At 48.1% G+C, this 17480-nt stretch carries 13 protein-coding genes; 9 read left to right on the forward strand and 4 right to left on the reverse strand.

All coding sequences use genetic code 11. The annotated features are described in order from the left end of the window. Window positions 1-276 precede the first annotated feature (276 nt). The 8 genes from thrS (at window position 277) to KO518_RS12680 (ending at window position 8184) form a co-directional block, all read left to right on the forward strand. The gene (thrS, locus tag KO518_RS12645) at window positions 277-2193 is read left to right on the forward strand and encodes a threonine--tRNA ligase (protein ID WP_216026175.1); all 1917 of its coding nucleotides are present in this window, start codon (window positions 277-279) and stop codon (window positions 2191-2193) included. A 77-nt stretch (window positions 2194-2270) separates the two neighbouring features. Beyond that, window positions 2271-2810 (forward strand): translation initiation factor IF-3, encoded by a 540-nt coding sequence (gene infC, locus KO518_RS12650; protein ID WP_216026894.1) that lies wholly within the window; start codon window positions 2271-2273, stop codon window positions 2808-2810. A 116-nt stretch (window positions 2811-2926) separates the two neighbouring features. Then, entirely contained in the window at window positions 2927-3124 is a 198-nt protein-coding gene (gene rpmI / locus KO518_RS12655) for a 50S ribosomal protein L35 (RefSeq protein ID WP_012518091.1), read from the forward strand. Window positions 3125-3140: 16 nt separating this feature from the next. Further along, window positions 3141-3497: a 50S ribosomal protein L20 gene (rplT, locus tag KO518_RS12660; RefSeq protein ID WP_216026176.1), complete on the forward strand. Its 357-nt coding sequence runs from the start codon at window positions 3141-3143 to the stop codon at window positions 3495-3497. Window positions 3498-3742: 245 nt separating this feature from the next. Next, entirely contained in the window at window positions 3743-4723 is a 981-nt protein-coding gene (gene pheS, locus KO518_RS12665; RefSeq protein WP_216026177.1) for a phenylalanine--tRNA ligase subunit alpha, read from the forward strand. A 12-nt stretch (window positions 4724-4735) separates the two neighbouring features. Continuing rightward, window positions 4736-7123: a phenylalanine--tRNA ligase subunit beta gene (pheT, locus tag KO518_RS12670; protein WP_216026178.1), complete on the forward strand. Its 2388-nt coding sequence runs from the start codon at window positions 4736-4738 to the stop codon at window positions 7121-7123. A 3-nt stretch (window positions 7124-7126) separates the two neighbouring features. Beyond that, window positions 7127-7426: an integration host factor subunit alpha gene (gene ihfA / locus KO518_RS12675; RefSeq protein WP_216026179.1), complete on the forward strand. Its 300-nt coding sequence runs from the start codon at window positions 7127-7129 to the stop codon at window positions 7424-7426. A 212-nt stretch (window positions 7427-7638) separates the two neighbouring features. Continuing rightward, on the forward strand, window positions 7639-8184 hold the full coding sequence (locus tag KO518_RS12680) for a hypothetical protein (protein WP_216026180.1): 546 nt from the start codon (window positions 7639-7641) through the stop codon (window positions 8182-8184). Between the two features lie 9 nt (window positions 8185-8193). On the opposite strand, the gene ybaK is transcribed toward KO518_RS12680, so the two are convergent. Together ybaK and KO518_RS12690 are read right to left on the reverse strand one after the other, a co-directional pair. Then, window positions 8194-8664, reverse strand: a complete 471-nt coding sequence (gene ybaK / locus KO518_RS12685; RefSeq protein WP_216026181.1) for a Cys-tRNA(Pro) deacylase — start codon at window positions 8662-8664, stop codon at window positions 8194-8196. A 5-nt stretch (window positions 8665-8669) separates the two neighbouring features. Continuing rightward, window positions 8670-10985 (reverse strand): penicillin acylase family protein, encoded by a 2316-nt coding sequence (locus tag KO518_RS12690; RefSeq protein ID WP_252736112.1) that lies wholly within the window; start codon window positions 10983-10985, stop codon window positions 8670-8672. 172 nt (window positions 10986-11157) lie between these two features. On the opposite strand from KO518_RS12690, the gene KO518_RS12695 reads away from it, so the two are divergent. Beyond that, window positions 11158-12528 carry a DASS family sodium-coupled anion symporter gene (locus KO518_RS12695; protein WP_216026182.1) on the forward strand — a complete coding sequence of 457 codons (1371 nt, stop codon included), beginning with the start codon at window positions 11158-11160 and terminating at the stop codon, window positions 12526-12528. A 5-nt stretch (window positions 12529-12533) separates the two neighbouring features. On the opposite strand, the gene KO518_RS12700 is transcribed toward KO518_RS12695, so the two are convergent. Together KO518_RS12700 and mfd are read right to left on the reverse strand one after the other, a co-directional pair. After that, window positions 12534-13940 (reverse strand): CsiV family protein, encoded by a 1407-nt coding sequence (locus KO518_RS12700; protein WP_216026183.1) that lies wholly within the window; start codon window positions 13938-13940, stop codon window positions 12534-12536. A gap of 2 nt (window positions 13941-13942) precedes the next feature. After that, the gene (gene mfd, locus KO518_RS12705; protein WP_216026184.1) at window positions 13943-17434 is read right to left on the reverse strand and encodes a transcription-repair coupling factor; all 3492 of its coding nucleotides are present in this window, start codon (window positions 17432-17434) and stop codon (window positions 13943-13945) included. Window positions 17435-17480 lie beyond the last annotated feature (46 nt).

Consider the following 17480-nt stretch of genomic DNA (forward strand, 5'->3'; position numbering starts at 1 on the left):
AACTCAGTCTTGCGCGCCCGAGCACGGCCTGTCCGTGTTCACAAACATACATCAATTGGGGCGAGTGACTGCATTATGGCAAATGCTTGTGTTATTCCCAACCTTGAAAGGGGAGCTGAATATGTCGTTGCACACGCCATTTAAGTCGCTATAATCCTTCTTTTTTGTGAGGAAGTCCCTGACAATTAAAAATTTCTTCTGGTGGTAGTGCCACCTGCTTCGAACTTAACTACGCAAGTGGCGCATCGTAGGCGTCACCACTGTAAAGGATATAACATGCCTGTAATTACTCTTCCTGATGGAAGCCAACGCGCTTTCGATTCTGCTGTTTCTGTATTGGATGTCGCTGCCGACATTGGCCCAGGTTTGGCCAAAGCGACCATTGCCGGTCGCGTTAATGGCGAGCGTGTAGACGCGTGCGACCTGATTGAAACCGATGCGGCGTTACAAATCATCACCGCAAAAGACGATGATGGTCTGGAAATTATTCGTCACAGCTGTGCCCACTTAATTGGTCATGCGATTAAACAGCTGTGGCCAGATGCCAAAATGGCGATCGGGCCAACCATCGACAATGGTTTTTATTACGATGTCGATATGGAGCACAGCCTGACTCAGGAAGATTTGCTAACGTTGGAAAAACGCATGTTGGCGTTGGCGAAAACCAATTATAACGTGGTGAAAAAGAAGGTGAGTTGGCAGGAAGCCAGAGACACGTTCGAAGGGCGTGGTGAAATGTACAAGATGGAAATCCTTGATGAGAATATCAGTAAGGACGACAGTCCTGCGCTCTATCATCACGAAGAGTATATCGACATGTGTCGTGGCCCTCACGTGCCAAATATGAAGTTTTGTCATCACTTCAAACTTATGAAAGTGGCCGGCGCTTACTGGCGCGGCGACAGCGACAACAAAATGTTGCAACGGATTTACGGCACCGCGTGGGCGGATAAAAAACAACTGAAGGCCTACCTACAGCGTTTAGAAGAAGCTGAGAAGCGGGATCACCGTAAAATTGGCAAAGCGCTGGACTTGTTTCACTGGCAGGAAGAAGCGCCAGGTATGGTTTTCTGGCACAACGATGGCTGGTCTATTTACACTGAACTTGAAAAGTTCGTGCGCAACATGTTGAGGGATTACAGCTACGATGAAGTGAAAGGTCCGCTAATGATGGATCGTTCATTGTGGGAAAAGTCAGGTCACTGGGACAAATATGCTGAAAACATGTTTACCACAGAATCTGAAAAGCGCGAATATGCGATTAAGCCTATGAATTGCCCAGGCCATGTTCAAATCTTCAATCAGGGCTTGAAATCGTACCGTGACTTGCCGTTGCGCATGGCAGAATTTGGATGTTGTCACCGCAATGAACCCTCAGGCGCGCTTCACGGCTTAATGCGCGTGCGTGGCTTCACTCAGGATGATGCGCATATCTTCTGTACAGAAGAACAAATCCTAAGTGAAGTCGGATTGTGTATCGATATGATTTACGATGCCTACAAAGCCTTTGGTTTCGAAAAGATTGAAGTTAAATTGTCTACGCGTCCGGAAAAACGCGTGGGCAGTGACGAAATTTGGGATAAAGCCGAACAAGCTCTGGCCGACGCGCTCAAAACAAAAGAAGTCGATTTCCAATATCTACCAGGAGAGGGGGCGTTTTACGGACCAAAAATAGAATTTACCTTGTACGATTGCTTGGATCGCGCATGGCAATGCGGTACCGTACAGCTAGACTTTTCAATGCCAGGCCGTCTTGGTTCTACCTATGTTGCCGAGGATGGTGAACGCCGTGTGCCTGTGATGATACACCGTGCGGTTTTGGGTTCCTTAGAACGCTTCATCGGTATTTTGACCGAAGAATTTGCTGGATTTTTCCCGTTGTGGTTAGCACCACAACAGATGGTGGTGATGAATATCACCGATAATCAGGCGGAATATGTCAAAGAAACTGTACAAAAATTGCAGAAAGCTGGATTTAGAGTGAAGTCTGACTTGAGAAATGAGAAAATAGGCTTTAAAATCCGCGAGCACACTTTGAAGCGTGTTCCTTATATGCTGGTTTGCGGCGACAAAGAAGTCGAAGCTGGGCATATCGCAGTGCGTTCCCGTCGAGGTGAAGATTTAGGTTCCATGCCGGTAGACGCATTTATTGAGTTATCTCAAAAGGAAATAGCGGAAAAAACCATTAAATAATGGTAGTGTGTCAGTATTCGGTCTGCCTGCATGAGAAACGGGCAGGCATTGTTTGTAAATCTTTGGAGGAATAGCACATTAAAGGCGCTAATACTAAGGCTCAGGGCGACAAAGCCCGCATTAACGACGAAATCCGTGCTCGCGAAGTACGTTTAATCGGAAAAGAAGGCGAACAGGTAGGTATTGTTTCCCTTGCGGAGGCCATGCAGACTGCTGTAGAAGCAAGTCTCGACCTGGTTGAAATCAGCCCTAATGCTGAGCCGCCGGTCTGTAAAGTTATGGACTATGGCAAGTTCCTCTTTGAGAAAAGCAAAGCTCAGAAAGAGCAAAAGAAAAAACAGAAGCAAATTCAGGTCAAGGAGATTAAATTTCGCCCTGGCACTGATGAAGGCGATTACCAGGTAAAACTGCGCAACCTGCGTCGCTTTCTGGAGAGTGGTGATAAGGCCAAAGTTACGATTCGCTTCCGCGGACGTGAAATGGCCCACCAGGAAATCGGCATTGAACAACTCAACCGTGTGAAAACGGATTTGGAAGACATTGCCACTTGCGAGTCTTTCCCACGTCGTGTGGAAGGCCGTCAGATGATTATGGTGCTCGCCCCAATTAAGAGGTAGTAGCGGTCTAAAGTTTTCAAAGATTCTGCACCTTTGAAACACCCTGCTGCAAACATTAGCCGACAAACGGTGACTGCACACTGAATGTCGATATTAAACAATGCGGAGTTTTAGCAATGCCTAAAATGAAAACTGTAAGCGGTGCCGCCAAGCGTTTTAAGAAAACGGGTTCTGGCCGCTTTAAAAGTAAACAGTCTCACTTACGTCACATTCTGACTAAGAAGAGCTCTAAGCGTAAACGTCACCTTCGTGGCAAAAAACTGGTTCATGATTCTGATACCAAATTGGTTCAGCGCATGTTGCCATACGTATAAGAGAGGAGACTGATTAATGGCTAGAGTAAAACGCGGCACAATTGCACGTGCTCGTCACAAAAAAGTCCTCAAGCAGGCAAAAGGTTATTACGGTGCTCGTTCACGTGTTTATCGCGTAGCGGTTCAAGCTGTAACTAAAGCTGGTCAATATGCTTATCGCGACCGTCGTCAGCGCAAGCGTCAATTCCGTCAATTATGGATTGCACGTATCAACGCAGCGGCTCGTCAAAATGGTATGTCTTACAGCCGTTTCATCAACGGTTTGAAGAAAGCATCTGTCGAGATCGATCGCAAGATCCTTGCCGACATTGCGGTACATGACAAGGTAGCATTCAGCGCATTAGTCGACGCGGCTAAAGGCGCATTAGCTTAATTTTTTAACAAATTAAGTTTAAGTTCTTTCGGGAAACGGCGAGCAGGATGCTCGCCGTTTTTCGTTTCAGTGAAAAATAACTCCGTCAAACTCAAAAAATCCTCAGAATTTAGCTCAATATCAGAGATATAAGGTAGCGGTAGCAAGCTACAGTCGTGTAAACTATCGGCTTTATTTCAGGCTAGCCTTGGTAGCGGGGTTGTTTGCACCACGGCCATGCAGTCATCATGTAAATTGAGGAAAACATGGAGCTTGACGCTATTATCAATCAGGCAAAAGGTCAGATTGACGCTGCAGAAGATGTAGCTACCCTGGACCAGGTCCGGGTTGAATTTATGGGTAAGAAGGGAAAGCTTACTGATTTATTAAAAGGGTTGGGAAAACTCTCTGCTGAGGAGCGTCCGGCTGCCGGACAGCGTATTAATCAGGCAAAACAGCTAATCCAACAGTTGATTAGTGCAAAGGGCGATGCACTGAAAACCGCTGAACTCAACGCCAAACTTGCTGAAGAAGCGGTCGACGTTACTCTACCTGGCAGAGTGGAGTTGCCCGGAAATTTGCATCCGGTTACCAGGACTATCAATCGCATTGAACAATTCTTTGGGCAACTTGGATTCGCAACCAAAACCGGTCCTGAAGTGGAAGACGGTTTTCACAATTTTGACGCGCTAAATATTCCAGCCAATCATCCGGCCCGAGCGGATCATGACACATTTTATTTTAATCCGGATGTGATGCTTCGCACACAGACCTCTGGCGTACAAATTCGTACCATGGAAGCGGAAAAGCCACCTCTTAGAATCATTTCCCCTGGGAGAGTTTACCGCAATGACTACGATCAGACCCACACCCCAATGTTCCACCAAGTGGAGGGGTTAATGGTTGATCGCAACGTAAGCTTTGCTGAATTAAAGGGTATTTTGCACGATTTTCTAGAACACTTTTTTGAAGAGTCTCTGGAAGTGCGCTTTCGCCCGTCCTACTTCCCGTTCACTGAACCGTCAGCAGAAGTTGACGTGAAGCGCAAAGACGGCAAATGGTTGGAAGTGCTGGGTTGCGGAATGGTGCACCCTAATGTGCTTCGGGCGGTGAATATCGATCCTGAAGAGTTTACTGGTTTTGCCTTCGGCATGGGTGTAGAGCGTTTAACTATGTTGCGGTATAGCGTAACAGATTTACGTGCGTTCTTTGAGAATGATCTTCGTTTCCTCAAGCAGTTCAGTTAAGGCAAAGAAAAAATGAAATTCAGTGAAAAGTGGTTAAGAGAATGGGTAAACCCTCAAATTTCAACCGAAGCCTTGTCCGAACAACTGAGTATGGCGGGTCTTGAGGTTGATGGCGTAGAGCCCGTCGCCGCAACATTTTCTGGCGTGGTCATCGGTGAAGTAGTTGAATGCGGCCAGCATCCTAATGCCGATAAGCTGCGAGTGACTAAAATAGACGTTGGCGAAGACGAGTTATTGGACATTGTCTGTGGTGCCCCAAATTGTCGTCAGGGCCTGAAAGTGGCCGTAGCGAAGGTCGGCGCAATTCTGCCCGGCGACTTCAAAATTAAAAAAGCCAAATTGCGGGGTGAACCGTCTTTTGGGATGTTGTGTAGTTTTTCCGAACTGGGCATGGGTGAAGATCACAGCGGTATCATTGAACTCCCCGCTGACGCCCCCGTTGGCAGTGATATTCGCGAGTATCTAAATCTAGACGATAACATTATTGAGGTTGATCTTACACCTAACCGAGCTGATTGCCTTGGTATCAGAGGTATCGCTAGGGAAGTCGGGGTACTCAACAGCATTGATGTGACCGAACCTGTTATTGACGTCGTGCCCGCCACTATCGATGACAAGCTAACTATTACGTTGAATGCGCCTGAAGCTTGTCCTCGTTACCTTGGTCGTGTTATTTGCAACGTGGATGTCAGTGTCTCTTCGCCTTTGTGGTTAAAGGAAAAACTGCGTCGCTGCGGTGTACGATCTATCGACCCCGTGGTTGATATAACTAACTTTGTGTTATTGGAATTGGGTCAGCCTCTCCACGCATTCAATTTAGACAGTATTGATGGCAATATTCAGGTGCGACTGGCGAAGCAGGGAGAATCATTAACGCTGCTTGACGAAAATACTGTTGAGTTAAAAGACAACACTCTGGTTATTGCCGATGACAGCAAACCGCTCGCCATGGCAGGTATTTTTGGCGGTCTGCATTCAGGTGTGACAACGGACACTAAGCATATTTTGTTGGAAAGTGCGTTTTTTAGTCGCGATGCCATACAAGGTAGAGCCCGACAATACGGTCTGCACACAGACGCTTCACACCGTTATGAACGAGGCGTAGATCCTCAATTGCAACACCAGGCCATGGCCCGTGCTACAGCGTTGATTATTGAGATTTGCGGTGGTCAACCTGGTCCTGTAGTAGAAGCTGTTGACGGCGCGCACCTGCCTCAATCACGGGCGGTTACCTTGCGTCGTAGCCGCTTGAATCGCGTACTCGGAATTGATATCGATGGTGACAAGGTTTTAGATGTTCTCACTAGGTTGGGTATGGACGTTACCGTGACTGACGATGGCTGGCAAGCCGTATCGCCGAGTTATCGCTTTGATATCGCGATCGAAGAGGATCTCATCGAAGAGGTGGCGCGAGTATACGGGTACAACAGTATTCCTGATACTGCTCCTCAGGGTAGTCTCAATATGCTACCCGCTAACGAGGCAGAAATCGCAGTTAGCCGTTTCAAGTCTGAATTAACAGCCAGGGGGTATGTCGAAGCCATTACCTATTCGTTTGTTGATCCTAAAGTTCAAACCGCGTTGTTCCCATCGCAAGCCAGTATGGTGCTTCCGCACCCAATTTCGGCTGATATGTCGGCTATGCGCGTGAGTTTGTGGCCAGGTTTGTTAGGTGCGACGGCGTACAATCAAAAGCGGCAACAGTCCCGCGTTCGGCTTTTTGAAACGGGCCTGCGCTTTTTACCTAAACAAGATGCACCCAATGGCGTTGAGCAAGAGCCGGTGATCGCCGGTGTCATCGCGGGTCGCAGAGACGAAGAGTCTTGGTTATCAGGCGACAATGGCGTTGATTTCTTTGATGTTAAGGGTGATGTTGAGGCTTTATTGGCACTTACGGCAGACCGTTCCAGGGTTTCGTTTGTGGCTAGTAAACATGAATCGCTGCACCCCGGTATGACCGCCAGTGTCTTACTTGATGGCGAGACTATCGGCGTGGTGGGGGCTATTCACCCGCAATTTGACAAGTTATTAGGTGTAAATGGTCGAGTTTTTGTGTTTGAGCTTGATCTTAAAGCAATTTCTGTGCGTAAATTGCCAGAGGCAACAGCGGTATCCCGCTACCCTGCGAACCGCAGAGATATCGCCATTACAGTGAAAGATGACATTACCGTTGGGTCAGTTATTTCTTACATAGAAAAAATTGGCGTAAATCAACTAGTTGCCCTAAACTTATTCGACGTGTATAAAGGGAAAGGTGTAGAACCTGGCTTCAAGAGCCTGGCACTGTCTCTTGTACTACAGGATCCCGCAAAAACATTGGAAGAAGCTGACATTCAACAAGCAGTTGATTCCGTTGTTAAAGGGCTTGAGAATGAATTTGGGGCGGCGTTAAGAGAGTAGATTATGGCATTGACCAAAGCCGAAATGGCTGAACACTTATTCGAAAAACTCGGTATAAATAAAAAAGATGCTAAGGATTTAGTAGAGAGTTTCTTTGAGGAAATCAAGGAAGCATTGGAATCCGGCGAACAAGTGAAACTGTCAGGTTTTGGTAATTTTGACCTGCGTGATAAGAATGAACGACCGGGACGAAATCCGAAAACCGGTGAAGACATTCCTATTAAGGCTCGGCGGGTGGTAACATTCAGGCCCGGTCAGAAATTGAAAAGCCGTGTTGAAAACTCGAAGCCACCCACTGAATAAGCGGGCGGTTTGAGTCTTAAGTTGTCGGTTTACGGTCTACCTACACCGTATAAATGCAGATAGCGTAGTGTCCTGCGCTGTCTGCGTTGTTTTTCCTGTCGCCATCACTTTCTGTGTTAGGTGAAAGTCTTCTCTTGCAGTATTGCACCTGCTTTCTCTAATGTGTTTGTATATGTTATTCGTTACCGCGATATGATCCCTGTGGAGTTATCATGAAAAAAATCGGTCTTATCATTGTTCCCGTTTTATTTGTTGTCGGTGGTTACTTTATTTATTTATCTGATGAGTCAGCCAGTCATGAAAGTGTTCCGGTTATTACGGTGATGGATATTTTGCACGCTAGTGATCTCGCCGAAGGCGTGAAGGTTGCAGTGAAACAAGGTGACAGTGATGCCGTGTCAGGTTGGCTGATGAAAGCCAGAGAGGTTGCCGAAGTCGCGGGACTTTCGGAGAATGACATGGCGTATCTTGCTTCACAGAAAGCCCGGGACTATGTTATTTTCAATGCCAAGCGACGGCTGTTTAATGAAGCCTTTGAGACGCGTTATCTAGCCCTCGAAGGTATAGGTGACTTGAAAGAAACTTATCCTGAAGCGGTGGATCTATTTCCCAAGGCAGAAGCCTTACTGGCCAAACGCGACACGATTATTTCCCAGATAGCGCTCACACTGTCTAATGGTCAGACGCCGGGATCAAGCGATATTGCAGCTGCTAAATTACTATGGCAGCAGCGTTATCAGGTGGAAAATAAAAACTAAGGCTCTTGACTATTCGCAGGCAATATCGGCGAATACAGCGCGACTGAGCGAGGCTAGGTCGGAGGGGGATAACTTAAGTTCTAGCCCGCGCCGGCCGGCGCTCACGAACATTACATTTAATGCAGATGCACTGCTATCGATAAATGTAGGTAAGTTTTTTTTCTGTCCCAAGGGGCTAACGCCACCTAGAATATAACCCGTACTGCGCTGTACGTCTTCTGCTTTTGCCATGGCGGCTTTCTTGCATCCCGCAGCTTTCGCCAATGCTTTCAAATTCAGGGTGGATGTCACAGGCACCAAGGCAACCATCAAATTGTGGTTATCGGTTTCGGCGACCAGTGTTTTAAACACCTCTGTAGTGGCTAAGCCTAGTTTTTCACAGGCTTCCAAACCATATGAGGGGGCATCCGGTGAATGGGTATATTGTAATATCTCATGGGAGATTTTCTTTTTCTTCAGTAAATTAATGGCGGGAGTCATGGTATTTATTCATTAGTTTGTGGCAGCAATGTAAGTGTGTGTTTGATGTCGCCGGGCAGTAATGGTACTGGTTTTCCAGATACATACCCATCAAAGCCCTGGCGATAGTACGGTGACAAGAAATGACCGGATTGTCCACCAGGTAAGGTCAAAATAGCGCTATCCAGGTGGCCAGGTTGAACAAACAGGCGCTGGGAGGCTCCAAACTCCTGACCTTGTACCGCGGGCATAAAAGAATCGCCGAAGCCATCGGTTTTTGGCATATTGAGCAAGTTGGCCAGTGCCGGAACTTGGTTTGCGAGGGGGTGCTGTACGGTCAACGCATTAACGGTCCCCCAGCGAAGGGCTGATAAATCCCGGGTTTTCTGTAGGGTGAACAAGCGCTGTTCTGTTTGTTCATATGCAAAAATGAGAAAGTTATCCCAGCTGTTGAACTGGCGTGGTAGCCAGTCGGCGGGGCGTTTATCCAACAGTGCCCAAACGGCGGTTTCAGCTTTGCGAAGTAACGTATTTACCTGGTAGTGTTTTGCTTTCAGGGGGGTAAGTACCGGGGAGAGAAGATCTGAGATGACCTTATCCCGAAAATAGGCCACTAAGGTATAGCCCACAGAATCGGCACAGGCACATTGCTGCCAGTTTTCCAGCGCTTCAATTTGCGCTTTGAAACGATCTGGCCGTTGCTTCAGGGTGTTGACCAACAAAGTATGCCATGGCGTCATAAAACGTGCTTCGTTGTCTAACTGAATGTGGTAAAAATCCTGTTCACTAAACGTGTCTTTTTCCAATAAGCGTGTTTTTATCTGGTAGCCACGGGCCCCTAACGAATACCCGCCGTCGCCGTATTTTTTATACGCTTGCGTGCTCATTACCCTGGCGTTAGCCGTCCACAACCGGCCGTTTGTCGGGTTTTTTATTACCGGTAACGCATTATCTGCGCGGTAGACGTTATGCGGCACCAATATTGATTTTCTGGCTGTAAAACTAGGCGTTACACGGTCGAATACTGCCCCCCCCGGCGTCCATGCAATACTACCTTTCTTATCAGCAATCACGACATTTTGCACTGGCAAGCGCATTTTTTTAATCACATTGATGGCCTCATCTACAGTCTTTGCATCATCAAGTGTAGTAATGGCAAGATTGAATGCGTAGGGCTCGTATGCTACCCAGTGAAGGGCAAAGCGTTTTCCATCAAGAGATCGTACCGGACCGTATTTTGACATTGTGATCTCGTATGCCGACGTGCCAGCGTTGGCGATATCGATGGAGGAAGATTCCTGCCAGGTGGCGTCGTCGTCGCTAAGCTCTATCCAGTCTACATTATCGAGATTTGCGTTGGTAAACCCCCACGCGACATGATTATTGGTGCCTACTACGATGCCGGGTAAACCTGGCAAAGAAACGCCCGTCACCATCACGTCCTGGTTGTTCTTAACGTAGTTAAGTTGCGCCCGATACCAGATCGTAGGCACGTTGAGTCCCAGGTGCATATCATTAGCTAACATAGCGGCACCAGTTTTTGTTTTGCTGCCTGACACTGCCCAGTTGTTACTGCCGATATCTGCCGATGGCACTAGCGGTGGATTTGACGCGGTTGGCTGACTGGAGGTTACCGTGAGAGAAGGGCGGGGAGGGATGGTCACATCGCCAACGGGAAAGGTTGAACCGTCGAGGGCGGCCTGATACGGACTCGGTGCTGTCAGAAAATCTAGCATCTGCTGACCGTAATATTCTTTTACTCCGGTTCTGGCCAAATCTAACGCAATTTGTCCTTGTTGCAAATCGACGTACATGGCAAATGCGACAAGTATGCTGTCTTCAGGTTTCCAGGGCACTGGCCTAAACCGGGTGACCAAATATTCGGGGGGAGGCGCCCAGTTGTCACCTATGGCGCGGTTGACGCCATCTGCATATAGACGAAGTAGCTGTTTATCATTTGCGGACATAGCTGCATATATTTTTCCTGCTCGCTTGCGAAACTGATGAAAACGAGCCTGTTTGTCTAACGGCAAGGCTCCAGTGCCAAACCAGGCTGCTAGTTCGCCGGCTGAAGACCTGCGGAGCAGATCCATTTGGAAAAAACGATCTTGCCCATGAGCGAGCCCTAGCGCAAAAATGGCATCTTCAAGTGTTGCACTGTGGATAACACTGTAACCCTGGTGGTCTCTGGATAAGGTTGCAGGCTGTTTCACAGATGACGTCAGAATGGTTGCATCAAGGGTAGGTAAACTGGCATTTAGAGCAACCCAGCCAGTCAGCCCTAAAAGAACACTAATGGCAAGCAGAGCGGTAAGCGAAATTTTCAGCACTTTTAGCATCATAGTGTTCCTCGGTTTTATCGATAGGATGCAACTTTTTTTGCAGGTCTATTGCAAGTTATGATATCAATGTCAAAGAGTTACAATAATACAGTCTTGCCTTAGTGTCACACCGGCTGTCATAAGATCTCAAAAAAACACAAAATTTGGCGCTAACTTACCCGGGTATGTCTGTATGCAAATTAAACCCTATGCGATAGGCATTGCTGTTGCAATGTTCCTGCTTGTTTTTGCGTTGATGTCGTTCAACGAATTTAGCCAGGTGATGAGTGTTACTGCGGGCTTAACAGTGCTTATTGCCTGTCTTTGGATGTCTGAGGCGCTACCCATTCCCGTTACCTCACTCATTCCGTTTTTCGCTTTTCCCATGGCAGGTGTGATGTCTTATCAAGAGGCATCCTCTGCACTGGGGAACCATGTGATCTTATTGCTTATGGGCGGCTTTATGCTGTCTAAATCACTGGAAAAATCCGGTGTACACCACCGACTTGCCGTTTACATGTTGGCACTCACCGGGGCGGGAAATGCCAAGCGTTTGGTACTCGGATTTATGCTTACATCTGCCATTTTAAGCATGTGGATATCCAATACTGCTACCGCACTTATGCTATTGCCCATTGCACTGGCTATTATTAGTAGCATTGCCAACCCGAGCTTGGCTACTGCGTTGTTGCTCGGTATTGCATATGCAGCAAGTGTGGGCGGGATCGGTACGCCAATAGGAACCCCGCCAAACATTATTTTTATGAGTGTGTATCAACAGACCACGGGCACGGAACTGAGCTTCCTGGACTGGATGCAAACGGGGATCCCGGTGGTTGCGCTGGGTATTCCCATTATGGCGTTTTGGCTTACTCGGAATTTGGGCTCGATACCAACGGCCCATCTGCCAGTGGCGGAACAATGGCGTCCAGCGGAAAAACGTGTCTTGGTGGCATTTCTCATTGTTGCCCTGGCGTGGATATTTCGTCCTTTTTGGACGGCTTGGCTCGATATGACAAACGTAAGCGACAGTACTATTGCTGTAGCCGGCGTGGTTTTGATGTGTATTATTCCGGATGGGAATAAAAACAAGCCCGGTCAAATACTTGATTGGCAAACCGCCTCACAAATTCCATGGGGTCTGTTACTCGTATACGCGGGAGGGATATGCCTGGCTAAAGCATTTACGGCTTCCGGTCTGAGTGTGGTGCTGGGAGAAGCATTAACCGGTGTGTCTGTACTTCCCCTGGTGTTGCTCGTACTTATTTTGTGTCTGGCCGTGAGTTTTGTAACGGAGATCACCTCGAACACTGCCACAGCGACCCTGCTTATGCCTATTCTCGCTAGTGCTGCCATCGCACTTGAGGTCGATCCTATTTTACTGATGATGCCTGCAGCCATGAGCGCCAGCTGCGCCTTTATGATGCCGGTCGCGACGCCTACCAATACCATCGTCTATGGAAGTGGCCACATTACAATGAAGGACATGGTGCGCGAAGGCACCATCCTTAATATACTGGTGAGTTTAGTTGTGGCTGGGGTGGTCATTGTGACCCGTGTGTAACGCCACTAGTTTGCGGGTGGACGCTGATGTCGCCTGATTTCTACTACCAACCCAAACAAGGGGTGATCAAAGTAATGGATTTGTTTACTTATTACCCTTCTTTTTTGTTTGAATGGCACGCTTTTGAGTACGGTTTCTACCCTGTTTTCGGAATATTCATGTTGTTTAGACGGGCTGCGATACTGCATTTCACTGTCGATATGCAAATAAGGGACGCGGTTAATATATTTTAAATACACCTTCAGATAGCCGTCTAATTGCCAGATGGCAAGGCTGTTTTGCTCGGTTACGCGTGCAAGTGATGTGTCACCGTCAGTGTTATCATCGCTGTTTTCCGTTATTTCCCTGAACGACAGCGGCGCAGCGTCTGCAAGTGCGGCGTCTAGTTGGGCAAAAAAATCGTCCTTGCCCTGTGTAGGTTCATTATTCTTGTCTAACGTATCGCGATCAGACCTCATGGCGGGCGGGAGTTCGTCGTTAGTCGCTAATGGCATACCGTTTACGTCAAATGCTTCAGCAAAGTTATCTCCCGCGCTAATGCGCATGGCGTACGCATTATCTTCTCCAAATTTAACTGGTTGTCGCCACGCGATGTGAAGAAGCCGGTTAAGTCCCCGGGTTTGTCTGATCTGCCGGGAAAGGTCGGTGAGCTCAAGAGCGTCGTAGGGCAATAAATGCGCATGGGACGCACGGGGCCAATCTCTGCCATCAAGAAATTCGGGTATGTGCGAAGGCGCGGGCAAACTGTTATCAGGACTTGTGATTCGCCATTGTCTGGTAACTGGTTCTAGTTGCATCCAGGGCGTGTCAGGTTCACAAAATTTCAACGGAGGTACAGTTACCGGTTCGATATCGTCGATACCAGAAAAGGCTACCCAGTATGAGGCAATGTCTTGCGCTAAGACAGATGGCATCGTTTCTACAGTTTCCAATTCTGATGAATTGTCATTGCTAACAGCTTGAATAGATGAATGCGCCAACTCGGGGTCTTCCACCTGAGGCTGCATGTTTGTAGCCAGATTCATTGGGTCAACAGTTCGCGGTGTATCGGAATAGGGGGTATCTGTGTCCGCCGTGGACGATGATTGTAATAGCTGCCATTGTTGATATTGTGTTGTTATCTCTTCTAACGTGGGCAGGGCCATCCACAAGGGGTTTTGTGGCTTACCGCATACTGCAAGTCCTTGCTTTAGGAAGCTGATGTCCGGACGCAGGTATTGGTCGATGAGATTGAGATCAGCGGCCACGGGGCTCAGGGTAGACGGTGATACAAACTGCTCCTTAAGTTCATCGATGCTCTTGTCGCGGTCGAAAATAATGACTTCCACATCGAACCACCAATCGTCAGCGGCCTGAGCTAAAGCGGGAGAAAATACAGCCAGCAGTGTGGCGATAACAAAGCACCTATTCATGATCATCGAATCTCCTTGGCAAAATCGTTTAACACGGTTTCTACCATCTCCAGCCTTTCTTTTGCGGAGTTTGTTTTCTTTATCAGCCTGAGCTTCTGGCTGCCTTCAAATTTGAATGTGTCTGAACGAGTCTGTACTAATTGGATGATAAAGCCAGGATCCACGGGGGTATTTTCCTTAAACTCGATGGTACCGCCTATACTGGTGACATCAATTTTGACAATACCCAGTGCTTTGGCTATGAGTTTTAGCTCTGCCACTTTGATCAGTTGTTTGGCCGGAACGGGCAACAAACCGAAACGGTCGATACATTCTACCTGGAATTCATCAATGGCTTCCTTAGTTTGACAACTGGCCAGCTGCTTGTATAACGACAAACGTTGATTGACGTCGGCGATGTAGTCATCGGGCAACAACGCTGGGATCCGCAATTCTATGTCAGTATGGCTGGCTGAGGCTTCGTCAAGACTGGGTTCTCTGCCTTCTTTTAACGCGGCTACTGCTTGGTCGAGCATGTCCATGTATAAACTAAAACCTATGGTGGCAATTTGGCCTGATTGATCATCGCCTAACAGTTCACCTGCACCGCGGATCTCTAAATCGTGTGTCGCGAGTGCGAAGCCTGCGCCTAAATCTTCCAACTGGGATATGGCTTCCAGCCGCTTTGCGGCATCTTTGGTCATGCGCTTTGGGTGTGGTGTGAGCAAATAAGCATAAGCCTGGTGATGTGAGCGACCAACTCGCCCGCGAAGCTGATGTAGCTGCGCCAGACCAAGATGGTCAGCGCGGTCCATAATGATGGTATTGGCGGTAGGCACATCAATGCCGGTTTCAATGATGGTAGTACACACCAGGACATTATAGCGCTGGTGGTAAAAATCACTCATGACGTTTTCCAATTCCCGCTCACGCATCTGTCCGTGCCCTATGGCGATACGCGCTTCCGGAACGATCTCAGCCACTTCAGTGGCGGTTTTCTCGATGGTATCGACTTCGTTGTGCAGGAAATACACTTGTCCGCCTCTGAGTATTTCACGCATTATTGCCTCGCGAATAACCCCCTTGTTTCTCTGCTGGACAAAGGTTTTTATCGATAATCGACGGGCCGGTGGCGTGGCGATAATGGAAAGATCCCGCATGCCGGACAATGCCATATTCAGCGTTCTGGGAATAGGCGTCGCCGTGAGCGTCAGGATGTCCACGTCTGCGCGCAACGATTTGAATTTCTCTTTTTGACGCACTCCGAAGCGGTGTTCTTCGTCTATTATGACAAGGCCTAAATCTTTGAAACGAATGTCGTTACTCAGAAGTTTATGTGTACCGACTACGATATCCACTGTGCCATCGGCAATGCCGTCCACTGTTGTCTTTTGCACTTTTCCACTGACAAAACGGCTCATTACCTGAATGTTGAACGGCCAGTTGGCAAAGCGGTCTTTAAAATTCTCATAATGCTGCTGCGCCAAAAGTGTAGTGGGCACTAAAATGGCGACCTGCTTGCCGTGATTTGCAGCAAGAAATGCAGCGCGCATGGCCACTTCTGTCTTACCGAAGCCAACATCGCCACACACTAAGCGATCCATAGCCTGAGGTGAGCCCATATCCTGGATAACGGCGTTAATGGCCTGTACTTGGTCTGGCGTTTCCTCAAAGGGAAAACTGTTGGCAAAACTTTGATACTCTTCCCATTGTATATCGTAGGCATAACCGGGTTTTGCTGCCCGCTTTGCGTACACGTTAAGAAGCTCTGCGGCCACGTCACGGACTTTCTCGGCAGCTTTCTGTTTGGCTTTTGTCCAAGCGTCAGAGCCCAGAGAATGCAGCGGGGCGTGATCGATATCACCACCCGTATAACGGGAAATTAGGTGTAAGGACGCAACAGGTACATAGAGCTTAGACTGTTTGGCGTATTCGATGCAAAGATATTCTGTGGTAACCCCACCGGCATCGAGAGTCTGCAATCCGATATAGCGTCCTACGCCATGGTCGAAGTGCACCACCGGTTGGCCTATAGTCAATTCTGCCAGGTTGCGAATGATGGCGCTTTCATCGGTAGCCTGTCGCTTGTCTCGAAGGCGACGCTGACTAACTTTATTACCCAGAAGTTCGGTTTCTGTGATAAATAAAATATCACCTTCTTTGCGTTGCCATACGAAGCTATTTTCCACCAGACCAATGGTAACAGCTACGGGCGTATCGCCGTTGACGAACTCGCTGAAGGACGCTACCGCCTGTGGTTTAACACCGGCCTTGGCCAGTAGTTCCAACAGGTTTTCCCTTCGCCCCTGAGATTCGGCACAGAACAGCACCCGGCTCCCGCTATTGCGGGCCACTTTCATTCTTTCTAGCAGTGCAACTGCCGGTTGTTTTTTTTGCGGATTAAAGGCGATATCTTTGAGAGCGGGACAGGCTAAGTTAGTTCGTCCGGCCTTTGTTTCAAAGCACTCTGTGCTTAGTGATACCCGAGGCCAGCATTTTATTCGTTCAAACAATTGGTTAACAGGAAGGAACAAGTCATCCGGCGCCAGTAGTGGGCGACTTGTGTCGTAACGGCGCTGTTCGTATCTTTCACTTACATCCGCCCAGAAGAAATCGCTGGCGTCATTGATATCGCCGTGTAATAACAGCAGTGAATGGTGGTGAAGATAGTCGAAAAGGGTTGCAGTTTGCTCAAAAAACAGCGGTAGATAGTACTCTATACCACCCGGCATGGTCCCCTTGGATACCTGACTGAGCACAGATTCCTGTGCATTTGTGGCATTAAACCGTTCCAGGTATTGGGTGCGAAAACGACTGATGGCTGGTTTGTCAGTGGGAAACTCCCGGGCAGGCAATAGACGTATTTTGTCCACCGCATCAGTAGAGCGTTGACTTTCCGTATCAAAGTAACGTATGGAGTCAATTTCGTCATCAAACAGATCAAGGCGAAACGGTTTGTCACTCCCCATGGGGTAGAGATCGATAACAGAGCCGCGGATGGAAAATTCGCTGTGGCTCATTACCTGATTGACATGAAGATAGCCAGCTTGCTCAAGATTCCGGCGAAACTGATCTCTATCCAGTTTTTCACCTTTGTGTAGCATCAGCAGATATTTGTTCAGGTAGTCCACCGGTGCCAGACGTTGCATCAGCGTATTTACCGGAACAATAAAAATCCCTTCGCGATCATTGGCCATCCGATACAGGGTTTCCATGCGCTGAGAAACAATATCTTGATGGGGAGAGAACATATCGTAGGGCAGGGTTTCCCAATCAGGAAACAGGGTGGCAACTGATGCGTCGTTATCCAGAAAGAAGCTGATTTCTCGCTGTATTTTCATTGCAGATGGCGTGTCAGCCGTGATTAACACAACAGGGCCATCGTGTTGTCGGTAAGCTTGGCTCACCGCCAGCGCCTGACTACTCCCTTGTAACTGGCCCCACTGTTTGTGGTCATTGGCACCATTGGCTTTCCTGTCTTTTGGGAAAGGTAAAGATAAAATCGTTGCTGTCATGTCACCCTGAGTATATTGACGTGATTATGGTTGATCCCGGTTGGTA

This window comes from Aestuariibacter sp. A3R04 (assembly GCF_018860805.1).
Lineage (GTDB): Bacteria > Pseudomonadota > Gammaproteobacteria > Enterobacterales > Alteromonadaceae > Alteromonas.